The 18,060-nt window shown below is 71.7% G+C and carries 21 protein-coding genes and 1 tRNA gene; 11 read left to right on the forward strand and 11 right to left on the reverse strand.

Annotation, left to right across the window (positions count from 1 at the left end):
• Positions 1–13 precede the first annotated feature (13 nt).
• From AB0F89_RS05975 to AB0F89_RS05995, 5 genes are all read right to left on the reverse strand, one after another.
• Positions 14–616, reverse strand: coding sequence for a hypothetical protein (locus AB0F89_RS05975; RefSeq protein ID WP_367133372.1), 603 nt, complete (start codon positions 614–616; stop codon positions 14–16).
• A gap of 1 nt (position 617) precedes the next feature.
• Positions 618–1,076, reverse strand: coding sequence for a RidA family protein (locus AB0F89_RS05980; RefSeq protein ID WP_367133374.1), 459 nt, complete (start codon positions 1,074–1,076; stop codon positions 618–620).
• Complete coding sequence (locus tag AB0F89_RS05985; RefSeq protein ID WP_141979599.1) at positions 1,073–1,228, reverse strand: DUF4177 domain-containing protein; 156 nt, start codon at positions 1,226–1,228, stop codon at positions 1,073–1,075. Before AB0F89_RS05985 ends, AB0F89_RS05980 begins: the two co-directional genes overlap by 4 nt.
• A gap of 69 nt (positions 1,229–1,297) precedes the next feature.
• Positions 1,298–1,480, reverse strand: coding sequence for a DUF397 domain-containing protein (locus AB0F89_RS05990; protein ID WP_367133376.1), 183 nt, complete (start codon positions 1,478–1,480; stop codon positions 1,298–1,300).
• Positions 1,477–2,334: a helix-turn-helix domain-containing protein gene (locus AB0F89_RS05995; RefSeq protein WP_367133378.1), complete on the reverse strand. Its 858-nt coding sequence runs from the start codon at positions 2,332–2,334 to the stop codon at positions 1,477–1,479. The genes AB0F89_RS05990 and AB0F89_RS05995 overlap by 4 nt, the downstream gene beginning before the upstream one ends.
• Positions 2,335–2,429: 95 nt before the next feature.
• Between AB0F89_RS05995 and AB0F89_RS06000 the strand changes: the two genes are divergently transcribed.
• From AB0F89_RS06000 to AB0F89_RS06015, 4 genes are read left to right on the forward strand one after another with little or no spacing between them, the layout of a single operon-like run.
• A complete protein-coding gene (locus AB0F89_RS06000; RefSeq protein ID WP_367133380.1) occupies positions 2,430–2,699 on the forward strand; it encodes a hypothetical protein in 270 nt (89 codons plus the stop codon).
• A gap of 32 nt (positions 2,700–2,731) precedes the next feature.
• Positions 2,732–2,983, forward strand: a complete 252-nt coding sequence (locus AB0F89_RS06005; protein ID WP_367133382.1) for a hypothetical protein — start codon at positions 2,732–2,734, stop codon at positions 2,981–2,983.
• Between the two features lie 55 nt (positions 2,984–3,038).
• Positions 3,039–4,031, forward strand: coding sequence for an ArsA-related P-loop ATPase (locus AB0F89_RS06010; RefSeq protein WP_367133384.1), 993 nt, complete (start codon positions 3,039–3,041; stop codon positions 4,029–4,031).
• Positions 4,028–5,152, forward strand: a complete 1,125-nt coding sequence (locus AB0F89_RS06015) for an ArsA family ATPase (RefSeq protein WP_367133387.1) — start codon at positions 4,028–4,030, stop codon at positions 5,150–5,152. The genes AB0F89_RS06010 and AB0F89_RS06015 overlap by 4 nt, the downstream gene beginning before the upstream one ends.
• Positions 5,153–5,166: 14 nt before the next feature.
• Here the strand turns inward: AB0F89_RS06015 and AB0F89_RS06020 are convergent, their stop codons facing one another.
• Positions 5,167–5,457 (reverse strand): WhiB family transcriptional regulator, encoded by a 291-nt coding sequence (locus AB0F89_RS06020; RefSeq protein WP_106616446.1) that lies wholly within the window; start codon positions 5,455–5,457, stop codon positions 5,167–5,169.
• Positions 5,458–5,715: 258 nt separating this feature from the next.
• Between AB0F89_RS06020 and AB0F89_RS06025 the strand changes: the two genes are divergently transcribed.
• Positions 5,716–8,187 (forward strand): penicillin-binding protein, encoded by a 2,472-nt coding sequence (locus AB0F89_RS06025; protein ID WP_367133389.1) that lies wholly within the window; start codon positions 5,716–5,718, stop codon positions 8,185–8,187.
• Positions 8,188–8,247: 60 nt separating this feature from the next.
• On the opposite strand, the gene AB0F89_RS06030 is transcribed toward AB0F89_RS06025, so the two are convergent.
• Complete coding sequence (locus AB0F89_RS06030) at positions 8,248–8,715, reverse strand: GatB/YqeY domain-containing protein (RefSeq protein ID WP_367133391.1); 468 nt, start codon at positions 8,713–8,715, stop codon at positions 8,248–8,250.
• Between the two features lie 63 nt (positions 8,716–8,778).
• Here AB0F89_RS06030 and AB0F89_RS06035 point away from each other — a divergent pair, with 63 nt between their 5' ends.
• From AB0F89_RS06035 to AB0F89_RS06045, 3 genes are all read left to right on the forward strand, one after another.
• Positions 8,779–9,738, forward strand: a complete 960-nt coding sequence (locus AB0F89_RS06035; RefSeq protein ID WP_367133393.1) for a metallophosphoesterase — start codon at positions 8,779–8,781, stop codon at positions 9,736–9,738.
• A 24-nt stretch (positions 9,739–9,762) separates the two neighbouring features.
• A tRNA-Pro gene (locus AB0F89_RS06040) sits at positions 9,763–9,839 on the forward strand.
• A gap of 322 nt (positions 9,840–10,161) precedes the next feature.
• Positions 10,162–12,432 carry a hypothetical protein gene (locus tag AB0F89_RS06045; protein ID WP_367133395.1) on the forward strand — a complete coding sequence of 757 codons (2,271 nt, stop codon included), beginning with the start codon at positions 10,162–10,164 and terminating at the stop codon, positions 12,430–12,432.
• A gap of 138 nt (positions 12,433–12,570) precedes the next feature.
• Here the strand turns inward: AB0F89_RS06045 and AB0F89_RS06050 are convergent, their stop codons facing one another.
• The 3 genes from AB0F89_RS06050 to AB0F89_RS06060 all read right to left on the reverse strand — a co-directional run bounded on the left by AB0F89_RS06050 (position 12,571) and on the right by AB0F89_RS06060 (position 14,260).
• On the reverse strand, positions 12,571–12,930 hold the full coding sequence (locus AB0F89_RS06050) for a MerR family transcriptional regulator (protein WP_367133397.1): 360 nt from the start codon (positions 12,928–12,930) through the stop codon (positions 12,571–12,573).
• A gap of 478 nt (positions 12,931–13,408) precedes the next feature.
• Positions 13,409–13,957: a class I SAM-dependent methyltransferase gene (locus AB0F89_RS06055; RefSeq protein ID WP_367138731.1), complete on the reverse strand. Its 549-nt coding sequence runs from the start codon at positions 13,955–13,957 to the stop codon at positions 13,409–13,411.
• A 102-nt stretch (positions 13,958–14,059) separates the two neighbouring features.
• Positions 14,060–14,260 carry a hypothetical protein gene (locus AB0F89_RS06060; protein WP_366198437.1) on the reverse strand — a complete coding sequence of 67 codons (201 nt, stop codon included), beginning with the start codon at positions 14,258–14,260 and terminating at the stop codon, positions 14,060–14,062.
• 253 nt (positions 14,261–14,513) lie between these two features.
• Between AB0F89_RS06060 and AB0F89_RS06065 the strand changes: the two genes are divergently transcribed.
• The 3 genes from AB0F89_RS06065 to AB0F89_RS06075 all read left to right on the forward strand — a co-directional run bounded on the left by AB0F89_RS06065 (position 14,514) and on the right by AB0F89_RS06075 (position 17,456).
• A complete protein-coding gene (locus AB0F89_RS06065; protein ID WP_367133399.1) occupies positions 14,514–14,726 on the forward strand; it encodes a hypothetical protein in 213 nt (70 codons plus the stop codon).
• Positions 14,727–14,862: 136 nt separating this feature from the next.
• Positions 14,863–15,651 carry a class I SAM-dependent methyltransferase gene (locus AB0F89_RS06070; protein WP_367133401.1) on the forward strand — a complete coding sequence of 263 codons (789 nt, stop codon included), beginning with the start codon at positions 14,863–14,865 and terminating at the stop codon, positions 15,649–15,651.
• Positions 15,648–17,456, forward strand: a complete 1,809-nt coding sequence (locus AB0F89_RS06075) for a prolyl oligopeptidase family serine peptidase (protein ID WP_367133403.1) — start codon at positions 15,648–15,650, stop codon at positions 17,454–17,456. Before AB0F89_RS06070 ends, AB0F89_RS06075 begins: the two co-directional genes overlap by 4 nt.
• Before the next feature lie 114 nt (positions 17,457–17,570).
• Here AB0F89_RS06075 and AB0F89_RS06080 read toward each other — a convergent pair whose 3' ends face one another.
• A complete protein-coding gene (locus AB0F89_RS06080) occupies positions 17,571–18,056 on the reverse strand; it encodes a Dps family protein (protein ID WP_367133405.1) in 486 nt (161 codons plus the stop codon).
• Between the last annotated feature and the right edge of the window lie 4 nt (positions 18,057–18,060).

Raw genomic sequence — 18,060 nt, forward strand, 5'->3', positions numbered from 1 at the left:
GGAGCGCCGAGCGCTATACGGGCACCAAGTGCCCATCGGCGTCGGCGCCGGCGCACACCAGCTCCGATGCCGCCAACGCCGCCCTGTGGTAGGGCGGCAGGTCCATTCCGGCGGGCAGGACCTCCACGCAGGGGTCGTGCTCGCCGAGCGCCCGCAGCACGCGCTGGAGCTCGCCGGTCAACCGGGCTTCCCCGGCCGAGGCGGTGACCAGGATGAGCCTCCTGGGTCCGGCCCCGCCCAGGCGCCACGAGGACCGGACTTCGCCGACCCCGAGGCGGCCGCGCAGGGTCGCTCCGAGCACCACGGTCGCGGAATCACCCATCGACACCCGATCGGGTGATTCCGGGGTGAAGGTGTAGCCGGATTCGGGCAGTTCGTCCAGCCCTTTGACAGAACTGATGATGGACCGATCGGCCCCGTGCGGCACGAGGGCGTCCGCCAGCAGCCGCTGCTCGTGGTCGGTCAGACCGATCCTGTCGTGCAGCAACGTGCGCGGGAGGGTGCGGGCGAGCACCACGACGGCGTCCGTCGAGACCCAGTCGCGGAACCTCCACAGCACGTCGTCCGGCAGCCGCCCGGCGAGCCTCAGCAGCAGCTCGTGGCACGTGTCCGACATCTCACTCCCCGATCTCGACGACCAGTTCGACCTCGACCGGCGCGCCCAGCGGCAGCTCGGCGACGCCGACCGCCGCGCGGGCGTGCTGCCCGGCCTCGCCGAACACCTCGCCGAGCAGGTCGGACGCGCCGTTGACGACGGCCGGGTGGCCGGTGAAGCCGTCGGCGGAGGCCACGAAGCCGGTCACCTTCACGACCCGGGTGACCGAGTCCAGGCCGACCAGCGCGTGCACTGCCGCCAACGCGTTCAGCGCGCAGGTGCGGGCGTGCGCCTTGGCCTCCTCCGGGCTGACGTCGCCGCCGACCTTGCCGGTGGCCGCGAGCGAGCCCTGGACGAACGGCAGCTGCCCGGACGTGAAGACCAGCTGCCCGGTGCGCACGGCGGGCACGTAGGCCGCGACCGGCGCCGCGACCTCGGGCAGCTCGATGCCCAGCTCGGCCAGGCGCGCCGTCCAGCTCATGCCTTGGGCCGCTTCAGGTAGGCGACGTGCTGCTCACCGCTAGGGTTCGGCAGGACGGTGACCAGCTCCCAGCCGTCCGCACCCCACTGGTCCAGGATCGCCTTGGTGGCGTGGATCAACAGCGGGACGGTCGCGTACTCCCACTTCTGCATGGGGCGCAGCCTAGCGGGACGCCGAACAGGGGCACCCGGTCGAGTACCCCCGTTCGTGTCAAACCGTGCTCAGACCCGAGCACGCTTCACGTCGGTGAGGAACGCGGCGAACGCCCGCGCCCCGAAGACCAGCGTCCCGCCACCCCGGTTCTTGGTGTCCCGCACCCCGGCGACCCGCTCACCCACCGCCAACTCGACGCACTGCGCGTCGGACGCGCTCCGGCTGCTCTTGCGCCACCTCTGGTTGATCACGAGTCTCCTAGCGTGTCCCGTACTGCCCCGATGAGGCTCACGGAGTCCTCAGCCGTGAGCGCCAGGCGCGCGACGTCCTCCCAGACCGCCGCCAGCACCTCGGCGTCCTCATCCTCCACAGGAACCAGGCCGGTCAGTGCCTCCACATAGGCGGTCAGCGGTTCGTCCGACTCGGTGAACTCCAGCAGTTGCAGGCCACCGGCCTGCGCGCCGTAGGCCCCGACCGAGTACGGGAGGACCTGGATCGTCACGTTCGGCCGGCCCGCCATGGCCACCAGGTGGTCCAGCTGCTCCCGCATGACCTCCGCGCCGCCGACCAGGCGGCGCAGCGCGGTCTCGTCGATCAGGGCGTGGTACTCGATCGGGTTCTCCCTGGTCAACGCCGCCTGCCGGTCGAACCGCTCGGCCGCCGCGCGGGAATCCCAGCTGTCGCCGACGATCCGCCGCCGGGCGGCGCGGGCGAGGGCTTCGGCGTACCCGGCGGTCTGGAGCAGGCCGGGGACGAGGGCCGAGTCGATGGTGCGCTCCCGCACCGCCTCCAGCTCGTCCATCCGGAGCCGCTTGTAGTTCGTGGGCAGGTCCCGGGCGTGCTCGATCGCGTACGGGTCGACGTCGGCGATCTCCCAGAGCTGGAGGGCGCGCGTCTTCTCCTCGGGCGTCGCGCCGATGACGTCCAGCACCATCGACAGGGTCGGCCAGCGGGCCAGGGCGTCGCCGGACAGCATCCGGGTGACCGTCGGCCGGGACACCCGGGAGAGCTTGACCACCTCGTCCACCTTGAGGCCGGACCTCTCCAGGATCGGCTTGATGTGCCGTCCGAGCCTGCGCTTGCCCCGCGTCGAGCCGATAGCCATTCGATCACCCTAGCCACTGTGCGTGACGCCCGGTCGCCCGAACTTCACTCATTCGATTCATCCTGCTTGAACAAATCAAACTGTACTCTCAAAGCGTGGACGATGTTGAGGTGATCGCGGAGGCGCCGAGGTTGTTCGCGATCGTCCAGGAGGCCGGGGGCGATGGGTGGGTCGCCGCCCGGGGCCTGGACTTCGGCGACGGCTCGACGGAGGTCACGGGTCCGGAGGGCGGTCCGGGGCTGCGGATCTCGACCACGAGCGCGGAGCGGGCGCTCTGGCACTTCTCGATCGACAAGACGGCGCCGGCGCGCCTCGTGCGGGTGGAAAGGGAGGTGGACTGCACGAAGCAGGACGTCAGCACGTGACGGCGCGATCACCCCGCGCTAGCTTCGACCACGTGGAGACTTGGCGGATCGTCGCCACCAGCGCGTTCCTGGTGGGTGGGTTGGTGATGATCCTCGTCGGCATGGCCCTGGCGCGGGATCGCAAGGGGTCGAGGCGGTCCGACGTGATGCGGGCCCTGCTGGTCGGGGTGGTGGTCGTCGCGGTCGTGGCGGTGCTCATCGCCTACGTGCTGCCGTCGGTCATCGTCTGGGGGATCGTCGCGGCGACCGCCCTGGCGGTGGTGTTCGTCACGATGTTCGACTGAAGTCGGTCGGCGGCTTGGCCAGCGGTTCTCAGCGCGGCGCGCATAGGCTGATCCGGTGAACGGCTGGACCGACGAACTCACCCGCGCGCGGCTGCACGTGGTGACGGGCAAGGGCGGGACCGGCAAGACGACGGTCGCCGCGGCGCTCGCGCTGGCGCTGGCCACCGGCGGGCGGCGGGTGCTGCTGGTGGAGGTCGAGAACCGGCAGGGCATCGCCCGGCTGTTCGACCGGCCGCCGCTGCCGTACTCCGAGGAGCGGATCGCGTCCGCGCCCGGTGGCGGCGAGGTGCGCGCGCTCGCCGTGGACCCCGAGGCGGCGCTGCTCGAATACCTCGACATGTTCTACAACCTCGGCTTCGCCGGCCGGACGTTGAAGAAGATGGGCGCGATCGAGTTCGCCACCACCCTCGCGCCGGGCCTGCGGGACGTGCTGCTCACCGGCAAGGTCAAGGAGTGCGTGCGCCGCGCGGGCAAGACCGGGCGGCACGAGTACGACGCCGTCGTGCTCGACGCGCCGCCGACCGGTCGGGTGGTCCGGTTCCTGGACGTCACCAGGGCCATGGCCGACCTGGCCAAGGTCGGGCCGATCAAGGGCCAGAGCGAGGGCGTGGTGAAGCTGCTGCACTCCGGTGACACGGCGGTGCACCTGGTGGCGCTGCTGGAGGAGATGCCGGTGCGCGAGACGTTGGACGCGGTGGCCGAGCTGGACGCCGCGGACCTGCGGCCGGGCGCGGTGTTCGTGAACCGGGTCAACCAGCCGCGGCTGCCCGCGCGGTCGGTGGCGTCGGCCTCCGAGGGGCGGGTCGACGCCGGGCGGGTGCGGGCCGGGTTGGCGGCGGCGGGCCTGGAGGTCGACGCCGACGTGCTGGACGGGCTGGTCGAGCAGGCGGTGGAGCACGCGTTGCGGGTGCGGATGGAGGAGCGGGCGAAGGAGAAGCTGGCGGAGTCGGACCTGCCGACGGTGGAGCTGCCCGAGCTGACCGACGGGGTGGACGTGGCCGCGCTGTACGAGCTGGCCGAGGTTCTGGTCGGGCGGGGTGTGCGGTGAACCGGCTGGACGTGGACGCGTTGCTGGACAACCCGGACACCAGGGTGCTGGTGTGCTGCGGATCCGGTGGCGTCGGCAAGACGACCACGGCGGCGGCGCTGGCCGTGCGCGCGGCGGCCCGCGGGCGGCGGGCGGTCGTGCTGACGATCGACCCGGCACGTCGGCTGGCGCAGTCGCTGGGCCTGCGCGAGCTGGACAACCAGCCGCGGCGGGTGGAGGTGGCCGACTCGCCCGGGTTCGAGGGCGAGCTGCACGCGATGATGCTGGACATGCGCCGCACGTTCGACGACATGGTGTGGCAGCACGCGGGCCGGGAGCGGGCCGAGCAGATCCTGGCGAACCCGTTCTACCAGACGATCTCCACGTCGTTCTCCGGCACGCAGGAGTACATGGCGATGGAGAAGCTGGGCCAGCTGGTCGAGCGCGACGAGTGGGACCTGATCATCGTGGACACGCCGCCGAGCCGGTCCGCGCTGGACTTCCTGGACGCGCCGCAGCGGCTGTCGACCGTGCTGGACGGCAAGCTGATCCGGATGCTGTCGGCGCCCGCCCGGGCGGGCGGGCGCGGCATCCGCAAGATCGTGGGCGCGGGCTTCGGCATGTTCGCCAAGGCCGTGTCCACGATCATCGGCGGCCAACTCCTGCAGGACGCCTCGACGTTCGTGCAGGCGTTCGACAGCATGTTCGGTGGCTTCCGGCAACGCGCCCAGGCCACTTACGACCTGCTGCGCTCACCCGGTACGGGGTTCCTGGTGGTCGCGGCGGCCGAACCGGACGCGTTGCGCGAAGCCAGCTACTTCGTGGAGCGGTTGAGCGCGGAACGGATGCCGTTGACCGGCCTGGTCGCGAACCGGACGCACCCGGTGCTGGCCCCCTTGCCCGCACCCGGCGCGCTGGCGGCGGCGGACCGGCTGGAGCGCGCTGGTGACGCCCCGCTGGCCGCCGCGGTGTTGCGGGTGCACGCGGACCGCGTGGCCGTCGCCGATCGGGAGAGGCGACTGCTCGCGCGGTTCACCCGGGCGCACCCCGGTGTTCCGCTGATCGGAGTACCCGCGCTGCCCACCGACGTGCACGACCTGGACGGCCTGCACGAGATCGGTCGGCGGTTGGCGGGCGAGTAGGGAGCCGGGTCCCGCTAGCCGACCTTGGACTCCTCGTGGTGCTCCTGGCGTGCCGTGTCCAGGAGCTCGTGCCAGGACGTGACGTCCGGGCGCCGCCGCAGCAGCGCACGCCGTTCACGCTCGGTCATTCCACCCCACACACCGAACTCGATCCGGTTGTCCAGGGCCTCGGCAAGGCACTCGGTGCGCACCGGGCAACCCAGGCACACCACCTTGGCCTTGCGCTGCTCCGCGCCTCGGACGAAGAGCTGGTCCGGCTCCTCATCACGGCACGACGCCTTGATCCGCCAATCCCCCTGCTGCATATCTCCCCCTGCTCAGTTCACACAGTGTCCAGACTTCGTAAATCCGCCACACCCCTGCCGCGGATGCCGTAGGCTCACCGTCGAGTGGCTTCGCCGTGGGCTGTTGTCGTGAACAGTGACGGACTGTAGAGCCTTCTGGTTCCACCTCCAACCCTGGGTTGCCCACCTGTTACCTGTCTTGAGTACGAGTACTCATCCTGAGTAATCAACTGTGCGCGATCCGGATCACCTCTTCAGGTGCCGCGTACGCTGACCTGCATGCGAGCCAGGAACGGCGTGCTGAAACTGCTCGGGCTGTGTCTGCTGGCGGGGGTGCTGCTGGCAGGCACGATGTTCCCCGTCGTGGGCGCGCTGGGGCTGGTGTCGAACAGAGCCAGCGACACGGTCGACAGCATCTCGGCCGACCTCGTCACCACCGACCCGCCGTTGATCTCCACGATCACGGACAAGGACGGCGCGCCGATCGCGTACCTGTACGACCAGTACCGGGTGCTGGTGCCGCCGGACAAGATCTCGCCCACGATGAAGGCCGCGCTGGTGTCGGTGGAGGACCGCCGGTTCTACGAGCACCAGGGCGTCGACTGGAAGGGCACGATCCGGGCCGGGCTGACCAACCAGTTCAGCGGCGCGGTCACGCAGGGTGCCTCCACGCTCACGCAGCAATACGTGAAGAACTACCTCGTGCACGTGTTCGCGCGCAACAACCAGGTGGAGCAGCAAAAGGCTCAGGAGCAGACGGTCGCGCGCAAAGCGCGTGAAGCGCGGATCTCGCTGCAACTGGAAAGCAAACTGGGCAAGGAGGAAATCCTCGCCCGCTACCTGAACGTGGTGCCGTTCGGCTCGACGATCTACGGCATCGCGGCGGCGTCCCAGGCGTACTTCAACACCACGGCGGACAAGCTGACCGTGGCGCAGTCGGCGATGCTCGCGGGCATGGTCAACAGCCCGTCGGCGCTGAACCCGGAGGTGTTCCCGGAGAAGGCGTTGCAGCGGCGCAACCAGGTGATCGACAAGATGGTCGAGAACGACAAGCTGTCGCGGGACGCCGCCGAGGCCGCGAAGGCCGAACCGCTCGGGCTGGCGACGCCGGTGCGGACGCCGCCCAACGGGTGCGTCGGCGCCGGGCCGGAGCACGGGTTCTTCTGCTCCTACGTGCTGAACTACCTGGAGCGCAACGGTTTCAGCCTGGAGCAGCTGAAGACCGGCGGCTACACGATCCAGACCACTTTGGACAAGACCATCACCGACCACGCCAAGCGCGCGGCCGAGGGCCAGGTCGCGAAGTCGACCGACGGGATCGCGAACGCGATGGCGGTCGTGCGGCCGGGCCGGGAGCGGCACGAGGTGGTGGCGCTGGTGGCCAACCGGGACTACGGGTTGAAGGGCGACCAGTTCCAGACCCAGTTCGACCTGCCGTCCGGGGTGGAGAACAAGTTCGGCGCGGGCTCCATCTACAAGGTCTTCACGGCGGCGGCGGCGCTGGAGAAGGGCATGGGGATCGAGAACTCGATCGCCACGCCGAACTCCTACGTGTCACGGGTGTTCAAGGGCGGCGGGGACAAGTGCCCGCCGACCGGTGAGCCGAACACGCGGTGGTACTGCCTGGGCAACGCGACGTCCAACTACCCGGCGCAGATGTCGTTGCAGACGGCGTTGCAGACGTCGCCGAACACCGGGTTCGTGATCCTCGAAGAGCAGCTGGGCATGGACCCGGTGGTGGACATGGCGTCCCGGTTGGGGATGCGCGAGACGATGGCGACCAACATCGCGGGCGTGCGGCCGGACCCGAAGGCGAAGAACCGGGAGCTGCGGGTCTCGCAGACGGAGTTCTACAAGTCCAACGGCGGCAACGCGTCGTTCACCCTGAGCCCCGCGCCGGTGAGCACGCTGGAGCTGGCGAACGTGGCCGCGACGATCATGAGCGGCGGCGTGTGGTGCCCGCCGTCCCCGATCGGCCGGGTCCTGGACCGCAACGGGCAGGCCGTGCCGGTCAACGAGGCGCCGTGCGAGCAGGTCGTCGCCGAGCCGCTGGCGAACGGCCTGGCGGCCGGCATGTCCAAGGACGACCAGGGCAGCGGCACCGCGGCGGCGGCGGCCCGCCAGTTCAAGTGGACGCGGCCGATGCTCGGCAAGACCGGCACCACGGAGGACTACAAGTCGGCGGCGTTCATCGGCGCGACCCCGGACTTCGCCGGTGCGGTGCAGACGTTCAACGACGGCGTCGAGCCGCGCGGCATCTGCGTGAACGCGGGCCCGCCCCGCCTGTGCGGCAGGGGCGACATCTACGGCGGCACCGTGCCCGCGCGGACGTGGTTCGACACGATGACGAGGATCCACGACGGACTGCCGGTGCAGGGCCTGCCGGCGGTGGAGGAGCGCTACCTCAAGGGCGGCAGCGAGATCCGCATCCCGGACGTGGTCGGCCGCAACGTCAACGAGGCGACCCGCGTCCTGGAGCAGGCCGGGTACAAGGTCTCGGCGCAGAACCGCAACTCCGAGCAGCCGAAGGGCCAGGTCGTCGGCCAGACGCCGCGCGGCAGCGCCCTGAAGGGCACCGTGGTGACCCTGCTGGTGTCGACGGGTTACGTGCCCCCGCCGCAGCCGACCGAACCGCCGCCGGCCACCGAGGCCCCGGACCCGGGGCAGGGCCGACCGACCACGCCCGGTGAGCCGGGGCGCCCGTTCGACCCGCCGCAGATCACCATCCCCACCGACCCGCCCGGCCGGTGATCCCGCCGACGGCCCGGTCCGCCGGGCCGTCGGAATCACCCGATCGTGCGAGTCGTCGGGCTACGCCAGCTTGGCCTTGACCGCGGCGGCGACCCGGCCGCCCTCGGCGCGCCCCGCGACCTGGGCGTTGACGACCTTCATGACCTGCCCCATCTGCCGCTGGCCCGGCCGCTCGCCGAGCTGGTCGGCCACCTGGTCGACGGCGGCGTCGACCAGGGCGGCCAGCTCGTCGTCGCCGAGCTGCGCGGGCAGGTACGCCTCCAGCACCGTCGACTCGGCCCGCTCCAATTCGGCCTGCTCGGTCCGCCCGGCGCCGGCGAACGCCTCGGCGGCCTCCTTGCGCTTCTTCACCTCGCGGGTGATGACCTTCAGCACCTCGTCGTCGGTCAGCTCGCGCGCGCTCTTGCCGGAGACCTCTTCGGTGGTCAGGGCGGCCAGCGTCATCCGCAGCGCGCCCGCCCGGACCGTCTCCCGGCCCTTGATCGCCACCGTCAGGTCCGCCTGCAACCGCGCCTTCAGCTCCGCCATGGGCGGAACGGTACCGGGCGGCCCGTCACGCCCCGAACCGGTCAACCCCCTACCCTCGACCACGTGAACACGCTCGGCCGGACGCTGCTCGCCACCACCGCCCTCGGCACCGCCACCGTCGCCTACGCGGCGGGCATCGAGCGGAGGCGGTGGACGTTGCGCGAGGCGACGGTGCCGGTCCTCGCGCCGGGCTCGTCGCCGCTGCGGGTGCTGCACCTCTCCGACCTGCACATGATGCCGGGCCAGAAGTCGAAGCAGCGGTGGATCGCCGCGCTGGACGAGCTGGAGCCCGACCTGGTGGTCAACACCGGGGACAACCTGGCGCACAAGCAGGCCGTGCCCGCCGTCGTGCGCGCCCTGGGCCCGCTGCTGAGCCGTCCGGGCGTCTTCGTGTTCGGCAGCAACGACTACTACGCGCCGCGCCCGAAGAACCCGGCCCGCTACCTCCTGCCGTCGGCGAAGACCAAGCGCATCCACGGCATCCCGCTGCCGTGGAAGGACCTGCGCGCCGCGATGGTCGAGCGCGGCTGGCTGGACCTGACCCACGCCCGCCGTCGCTTCGAGGTCAACGGCCTGGAGGTCTTCGCCGCCGGCCTGGACGACCCGCACCTGAAGCGCGACCGGTTCGACGAGATCAGCGGCCCGCTGCCGGACGTCCCGCTGCGCCTGGGCGTGACCCACTCCCCGGAACCCCGCGTCCTCGACCCCTTCGCCGCCGAGGGCTACGACCTCGTGCTGGCGGGCCACACCCACGGCGGCCAGCTGCGCATCCCCGGCTACGGCGCCCTCGTGACGAACTGCGACCTGGACCGCTCCCGCGCCCGCGGCGTCTCCCGCTGGGGCTCGCACACGTGGCTGAACGTCTCCGCGGGCCTGGGCACCTCCCCCTACGCCCCGGTCCGCTTCGCGTGCCCCCCGGAGGCGAGCCTGCTCACCCTGGTGCCGCGGCCCGTCGGCGCAGGTCAGGACGTGTCCGGAGGGAAAAGGGATACCCGGTTCGGAGTGGGTGGGAACGTCAGGTAGAGTTCTCCTCGTTCCACTGCAAGGCGGGGTGTGGCGCAGTTTGGTAGCGCGCTTCGTTCGGGACGAAGAGGTCGCAGGTTCAAATCCTGTCACCCCGACCAAGTCAGGCCGGGTCTGTCGCGAGACGGACCCGGCCTGATCTGCGTTCGGGGCACGACCCCGCGCCGACCGGGCCACGGCAAATGAGGCGCTTCGGGAGCTGGCGGGCCTTATCGTGGGCCGAGCCATGTCGATCGCGCATGGCGCGAGGGGGCGCGTGCGTCGGGGCCGCGCACGAGGGCTGTGGGGGTTCTGCACATGTCGCGTGTTCGGCGTGCGCGCGTCACCCGGTCGACCGGGCGAAGACTGGTCGTGGTCGGGGTGGCGGCGGTGTTGTTGGCGGGGTCCGTTGGCGCTGCCTGGGCGCAGGAAGCGGATCCGTACGTGCCCAGTGTCGAGATCGGCGCCGCCCAGTGGGGGTACACCGACGCGCGGACGCCGTGGACCGGGCGGCTGAACCCGGCCGGTGACGTGCCGGTCGGGACGACGGTGGCCGGGGACGGGTTCCACCGGACGCGGTCGTACTTCACGTTCGACCTCACGCGGTTCGGTGGTGGGGAGCGCATCCTCTCGGCGACGTTGGCGGGGCGGCAGACGCACGCGAACGACTGCGCGAGGCACGCGGTGGAGGTGTGGGAGACCGGGCCGTTCACCGAGCGGTCGTCCTGGCGGAACGCGCCGGAGGAGCTGACCAGGCTCGCGTCGGCCGGTGGCGCGGAGTGCGTCGAGGACGTGGCGTTCGACGTGGCGGGCGCGGTCGCGAAGGCGGTCGCCAACGGGGACGACCGGCTCACGCTGGAGCTGCGCGTCCCCGCCCGGGTGGAGTGGGACAAGCGGTACGGGCGGCGGTACGCGGCCGACTTCGAGCTGCGGATCGGCTACAACACGCCGCCGAAGGCGCCGACGTTCGTCTGGACGAACGACTGGCGCGAGGCGTGCTCGACCACCGCCCCCGGCGACTACCTGCGCATCCGGTACAGCGACTTGGGCGCGCGCATCCCCGAGGACCCGGACGGCCCGCGGGACGCGCTGAGGGCCCGCCTGGCCGTGTGGCCGGTGGACGACCCGGCGACCCGGTACGAGCGGGTGTCCGACTTCTACAACGGGTCCGCGTCGTTCTCGCTGGCGTCCGGCGGCATCGTGGTCGAGGACGAGCGCACCTACGCCTACACCTTCCGGGCCGAGGACGGCACCGACGTCTCGCCCACGTCCGAGACCTGCTACTTCACCATGGACATGGTCGCGCCGGACAAGGCGCCGACCACGTCCTCGGTGCGGTACCCGGCGTGGTCCGGGCCGCAGGGCGACGTCGGCGTGCCGGGCGACTTCACGTTCGGCGCCAACGGCGTGGACGACGTGGTCGGCTTCTGGTGGGGCCGGTACTCGGCGTACGAGAACTACGTGGCGGCCGACCGGCCGGGTGGGTCCGCGACCGTCACCTGGACGCCGACCAACAGCGGCAACCAGAGCCTGTACGTGGTGAGCGTCGACAAGGCGGGCAGCACGTCGCCGTCCACCTACCACTACTTCGAGGTGCGGGAGAGCCGGCCGCGCGTCAGCTCGACCACCTACCCGGACTACTACGCGGGCGGTGGCATCGGCGTGCCGGGCGAGTTCACGTTCACCCCGACGCTGCCGAACACCGTCGAGCACGTCTACCGGTTCGACGACGAGGAGGAGCGCTCGGTCGCGGGCAGCACCGGCAAGGTCGTCTTCACGCCGACGCGCGGCGGCGAGCACCAGTTGACGGTGCGCGGCAAGGACTCCTCGGGCGCCCTCGGCGCCGCGCGGGTGTACCGGTTCACGGTGGCCACCGCGCCGAAGGTGGTCTTCGACAGCGGCAACATCGTCGGCCGGGAGGCCGGGGCGCGGTTCGAGCCGGGCATGCCGGGCGTCGTGGAGTACGAGTACTGGTGGAACGACGACGACTCGGAGCACCGGACGGTCGCCGCGGCGGCCGACGGCACGGCCTCGATCCGCTGGGTGCCGTCGCTGGACCTGCACGACTTCACGCTGAAGGCGCGCGCGAAGACGGCGGACGGCGTGCTGTCGGCGATCGGCGAGGGCCGGGCGCACGTCGACATGGCCACCCCCACGATCACCCGCACCGGCGGTGGCCTGCGGCCCGGCGACCCCGCGTCCTTCACGGTCTCGTCGCGGATGCCGGAGGTCACCGAGTACCGGTGGGAGGTCGCCGGGACGGAGGACGCCGGGACGGTCGCGGCCGGGCCCGACGGCACGGGCGCGTTCTCCTGGACCCCGCCGGACGACGGCGAGCACACGATCACCGTGCACGCCCGCAACGCCACCGGCGCGCGGTCGGACGGCAACTGGGCGTCGCTGGTGGTCTACTCCTCGCCGACCGTGACCTCGGTCGACTACCCGGAGTGGAGCTGGGCGGGCGGTGTCGGCGTGGCGGGTGAGTTCACCTTCACGCCGAACGCCAACACGCCGGACGTGGTCGAGTACGTCTACACGTACCACGACGGCTGGGACGAGGGCCCCGAGCAGGTCGTCGCGGCGGGCCCGGACGGGTCGGCGACGGTCACCATCACGCCCACCCGCGCGTTCTACAACTACGTGCACGTGCGGGCCAGGAGCGCGGACGGGACGCTGTCCGGCCGGCGCGGCTACACGATGATCGTGAACGACTGAACCACCGCGTGGTCAGGGCCTGGCGGGACGTCCCCGGCGGGCCCTGACCCGTTCCGGGGACTCACGCGCGCCGCGACGGCGGGCACTCCGGGGGGCCGCCCTCCACCGGGCGGCCTTCGACACCGGCGTGCTCGGAGGTCACACGCCTCGCAGGGGCGGGTAGGGCTGTTCCGGTTCGGGACGGGCGTTGCGCTTGTTCTCGTCCCTGGCTTCCTGGAGCTGGTCCTCCAGGGTGACGATGCGGCACGCGGCGTCGAGGCCCGTGCCCTGGTCGACCAGTTCCCTGACCCGGGCGGCCAACCGGAGCTGGTGCCGGGAGTAGCGGCGGTGGCCGCCCGACGAGCGCTCCGGCTCGATCAGCTTCGCCTCGTCCAGGCTGCGCAGGAACCCCGGCTTCGTGCCGAGCATCTCCGCGGCCCTGCCCATCGTGTAGGCGGGGTAGTGGTCGTCGTTGAACTTGTCAGCCGCCGGTCGCGGCTCGTTCGTCTCTGGGGTCATCGCACCTCCGCGCGCGCCATGAGGGGCCCCGGCGCCATTGCTGGCTCCGGGGCCCCAGGGTTGTTGGGTTCCCACCAACCGGCCGCGAGGCCGGCTTACCGTTTCCGCGTCATCCGCACGAGGCGCGCGGACCGCGAAGATCGCATTCGCGTAACCGGATACCACCTTCCAATCTTTCTGGACTGCGGTGCTCGCCCGACTCGCTCAAGCCTGAGCGGGCGATCCGATGGTGTGCAACCCGTCCCTTCTCCTCTGGTCACCGACTTGTCCGTCACCACTCGGCCACCGCGCCGGAACCCCTTCCACTGATCGGCTCCAGCGCGCCTGACCGCCTTGCCACTTCACGCACGACCGCGGCTCCGGGCCCGCGCACTGCTGTCCCGCTTAAATCACTTGCGTTCCCGGTACTTCACGTGCCGACTGCGCCGCGCTCCACGGGTAGTTCGTCATCTCCCGTGCTGATCGGACCTGCCATCTCCTACGACGAGAACAGTACACACAGCCGGGTGCGAATGTCTACTCCCGTGATCACAGATTTACTCCTTCGGGTGACATCGGCTACCTGACCTGCCCAGACGTCAACCGCGCCTTCCAGATCTCCCCGCTGGGCCACTGCCGCGCCCACGCGGACGACACCTCGGCGTACTCGCGGTGCGCGGGGTCGGGCGCCTGGATCTCGACCAGGTCCTCGACGGTGAACCCGGACGAGCGCAGCAGCCGCCGTCCTGCCGGGGTCGGCGCACAGCGCGAACAGCGGCGACCGGTGCGGGAGGACGAGCGGCCCGCCCGGCCGGAGCAGGCGCGCGGCTTCCGGGATCCAGCGGTGCGGGTCGCACCAGAGGGACGCGCCGTACTCGCTGATCGCCAGGCCGAACGCGGCGTCCTCGCGCGGGACCCGGTGGGCGTCGCCGAGCACGAGCGGGAAGTCCGGGCCGAACTCGACCCGCATGGCGCGGGCGGTGGCGAGCCGGCGCTCGGAGATGTCGACGCCGACGGGGCGCGGACCTCGGACCCGGGCGTCACCCAGAGGCCCCGGCGGGGTTCGGTGCGGGCCCGGTGCTCGCGGGCCAGGGGTCCGGGAGCGGCGGCCGGGAGGTCCGCTGACCGCCCCGGCCGCGCCGACCGGACGTCACTTCACGTGCGGTCGCAGCTCCGCGAGCCGACGGAGCAGTTCGCCGACCTCGTTCCAGTCGAGCTTCGCGGACTCACCGGGCGGGGTGTGGATGCAGACGTTGCCCTCGTCGGTGAGCGACACCTCCAGGGTCCTCCGACGGCCGAGGGCGTCGACGCACCCGACCCGACCGCCCTGCCGAACCGTGTTCTCGATCATCGGCCAGTCCTCCCCTGCGTCACCACCGTGTACCTCGTGATTCGTTCGGACCAACGTCGGCGTTACGAACTACTCCTCGCTGTTGCTTAATTGCTCAACAGCCCTCGCAGCCGAAGGTTCGTCACGTTCTGTTAACCCGATCGAGTGAAGGTTGACGATTCACCTCACGGAACGTAACGACCGCCGGGGCTCGTGCGAAGTCGAGACGAGAGTCCGGCCCCCCGGGACTCGTCACCGCTCGCAGGAGGTACCAATGACCACCACCACCCAAGCCAGGAACTGGGTGCCGATCGTGGCGTGGACCCAGGTCACCCTGGGTCTGACCGGTCTGCTCGCGGTCGTGGCCTCGCCCCTCGCGGCCGTCCTGGTCGGGTCGGCGGCCACCCTGATCGCCCTCGTCTGCCGCGCGCTGGTCCGCGCGTCGCACAAGTTGGACCGGATCATGGCCGAAGAACTCGACCGCTGACCGACCCGGCGACCGGCCGGGAGCCGCACCGCAGGATCACCCTCCGTGGCACCCGGCGTCGAGGACGCATCACTCACCGTGGTCAACCGGCGCCGGGCACTGCCGCACCCGCCCCCGGATCGGCATGATCACCGGTGTGGCAGACCAAGTGCGGCGGGTGTACGGCACGGGCGACCTGGCGGCGCTGCCGGTGTTCGCGGGCGGCTTCATCAACTTCGGCTACTGGCGCGGCGTCGACCTGACCGGCGACCTCACCGTCGACCAGCGCGTCGCCACCCAGGAGGCGCTGTACGACGTCGTCCTGGACGCCCTGCCGGCGCGGGCCGGGGACCGGGTGCTCGAAGTCGGCTCCGGCCGCGGCCTCGGCGTCCACCGCGTGCTGCGCCGCGACCCCGCCCTGGTCCGCGGCGTCGACCTGGTGCCGGAGCAGGTGCAACGGGCGGCGCGGGCCTGGGACGACCCGCGGGTCGCGTTCGTCCAGGGCTCGTCGGACGACCTCCCGTTCCCCGGCGCGTCCTTCGACGCCCTGCTGTCGGTGGAGGCGGCCCAGCACTTCGAGGACGTCGCGGCCTTCGCGCGGGAGGCGCACCGCGTGCTCGTGCCGGGCGGCCGGTTCGCCGTCACCACGTTCTTCACCAGCACGGGTGATGCCGGACCGCTGCTGGCCGAGCTGCTGAAGACGTTCGCCTCCGGCCTGGACCGGCCGCACCCGGTGGACGACGTGCTGCGCGACCTGCGCGCGGCCGGGTTCGCCGACGTCACCGCCCGCGGCATCGGCGAGCACGTGTGGCGCGGCCTGGACCGGTGGCTCGAACTGGGGCCGCGCCCGGACGCGTGGGACCGCGCCTGGCTGGTCGCCGCCGAGCGGGGCCTGCTGGACTACTACCTGGTCACCGCGCGGAAGCCGGCAGGATCGGGTGGGTGACGACGCACCCGACCGCCGAGGTCCCCGAGCCGCTGTTCGCCGACGCCGAGGCCGAAGACCGCTGGCGGGCCCGCTTCACGGCCCCGCGCGTGAGCCTGCCCGGCTGGGCCGACGACGCGCCGGACCGCAGCCTGTACCTGTCGAACTCCAGCGGCGTGTGGGAGATCTACGCCTGGGACCGCGCCACCGACACCCACCGCAAGGTCACCGACCGCCCGAACGGCACGTCGCACGGCGCGCTGAGCCCGGACGGCGAGGCGATCTGGTGGTTCGCCGACACCGACGGCGACGAGTTCGGCACGTGGGTCAGCGAGCCGTTCCTGCCGGGCGGTGACGCGAAGCCCGCCGTGGACGGCGTGCCCGCCGGCTACCCCGCCGGGTTGGAGATCGGGCACGAGGTCGTGGCGATCGGCACGTCCACCGACGACGGCACCACCGTGTACGTCGCGCGTGGCGGCGGGCGGGCCGAGGTGGTCTACGCGCACGAGAACGACGGCGGCGTGTCCGCGTTGTCCAAGGACGAGTCGCTGCTCGTGCTGTCGCACTCGGAGCACGGCGACAACCGGCACTCGGCACTGCGCGTGGTGACACCTTCGGGTGAAAAGGTCGCGGAGAAGTGGGACGGGCCGGGCAAGGGCCTGGACGCCATCGCGTTCAGCCCGGTGCGCGGCGACAACCGGCTGCTGGTCGTGCACGAGCGGCGCGGCCGGGAGGAGCTGCTGGTCTGGGACGTCGCGGCGGACACCGAGACCGAGGTCGTGATCGACCTGCCCGGCGAGATCAGCGCGGACTGGTACCCCGACGCCCGGTCGCTGCTGGTCGTGCACACGTTCCAGGCCCGGAACACCCTGCACCGCTACGACCTGGCCACCGGCGGGCTGCACGCCCTGGACACCCCGCACGGGACGGTCGGCAGCGCGAACGTGCGGCCGGACGGCGCGGTGGAGTACTCGTGGTCGTCGGCCGCGCGGCCCGGTGTGGTGCGGGTGCTCGACGCGGGCGGTGACGAGCGGGTGCTGCTGGAGCCGCCCGGCCACGAGGCGCCGCCGTCGGTCGACCTGCAGGACGTGTTCGTGGGCGAGGTGCACGCCCTGGTGGCCCGTCCGGCGGGCGCGCCGGACGGTCCGCTGCCGACGGTGTTCCACTTGCACGGCGGCCCGCACTCATCGGACGAGGACCGGTTCTCGGCGTACCGCGCGGTGTGGCTGGACGCCGGGTTCGCCGTGGTGCACGTGAACTACCGGGGGTCCACGGGGTACGGCTCGAAGTGGCGCGACGCGATCGAGGGCCGGCCGGGGTTGACCGAGCTGGAGGACGTGGCGGCGGTGCACGACTGGGCCGTCGGGTCCGGTTTCGCCGACCCGGCGCGGTGCGTGGTGAACGGCGCGTCGTGGGGCGGGTACCTGTCGCTGCTGGCGCTGGGCACGCAGCCGGAGCGGTGGGCGGCCGGCGTCGCGGGCGTCCCGGTGGCCGACTACCTGGCCGCGTACGAGGACGAGATGGAGCCGCTGCGCGCGTTCGACCGGGCGTTGTTCGGCGGCTCGCCGGACGAGCTGCCCGACCGGTACCGCGAGTGCTCGCCGCTGACCTACGTGGACGCCGTGCGCGCGCCCGTGCTGGTGCTGGCGGGCGAGAACGACCCGCGGTGCCCGATCCGGCAGATCGACAACTACCTGGACCGGCTGGCCGAGCGCGGCGCCGACTACGAGGTGTACCGGTACGACGCCGGGCACGGCTCGCTGGTGGTCGCGGAGACGATCCGCCAGACGGCCGCCGAGGTCGCGTTCGTGCGGCGCGTGCTCTAGGGCCGAGCTGCGCAGGAGTCCCCGCCCAGGGGTCCCCTGTTTTCAGGTTACCCACGAGGTCCGACAATTCGGGGGGCCACCGGAAGTCCGGTGGCCCCCCGTCGTCGGAACCCGTCAGGCCTGCTGGGCCTGCCACATCCAGTGCGCCTGTTCGAGGTTCTTGGTGACCTCGATCAGCAGGTCCTGGGTGACCAGGTCCGACTTGTCCGTCTCGTCGATCCGCCCGCGCAGCCGGCCGATCAGCTCGCCCAGGGCTGTGACGACCGCGGTGACGACCTGGTCCTCCTTCAGCCAGCCGCCGGGGAAGTCCGGCACGCCCGAGCCGTCGGCGACGGTCCTGGCCTTGCCGTCCGGCGAGATGCCCAGCGCGGCGGCCCGCTCGGCGACCTCGTCGGTGTAGGTGCGGGCGGTCGTGACCAGCTCGTCGAGCTGGAGGTGGACGCTGCGGAAGTTCTTGCCGACCACGTTCCAGTGCGCCTGCTTGGCCACCAGGGACAGGTCGACCAGGTCGACCAGGGTGGCTTGGAGGACCGCGCCGACCGACGCCTTGTCGGCCTCGGACAGCGGGCTCGTGATCGGGGACTTCTGCGTCTTGCTCATGGTC

Source organism: Saccharothrix sp. HUAS TT1 (assembly GCF_040744945.1).
GTDB lineage: Bacteria > Actinomycetota > Actinomycetes > Mycobacteriales > Pseudonocardiaceae > Actinosynnema.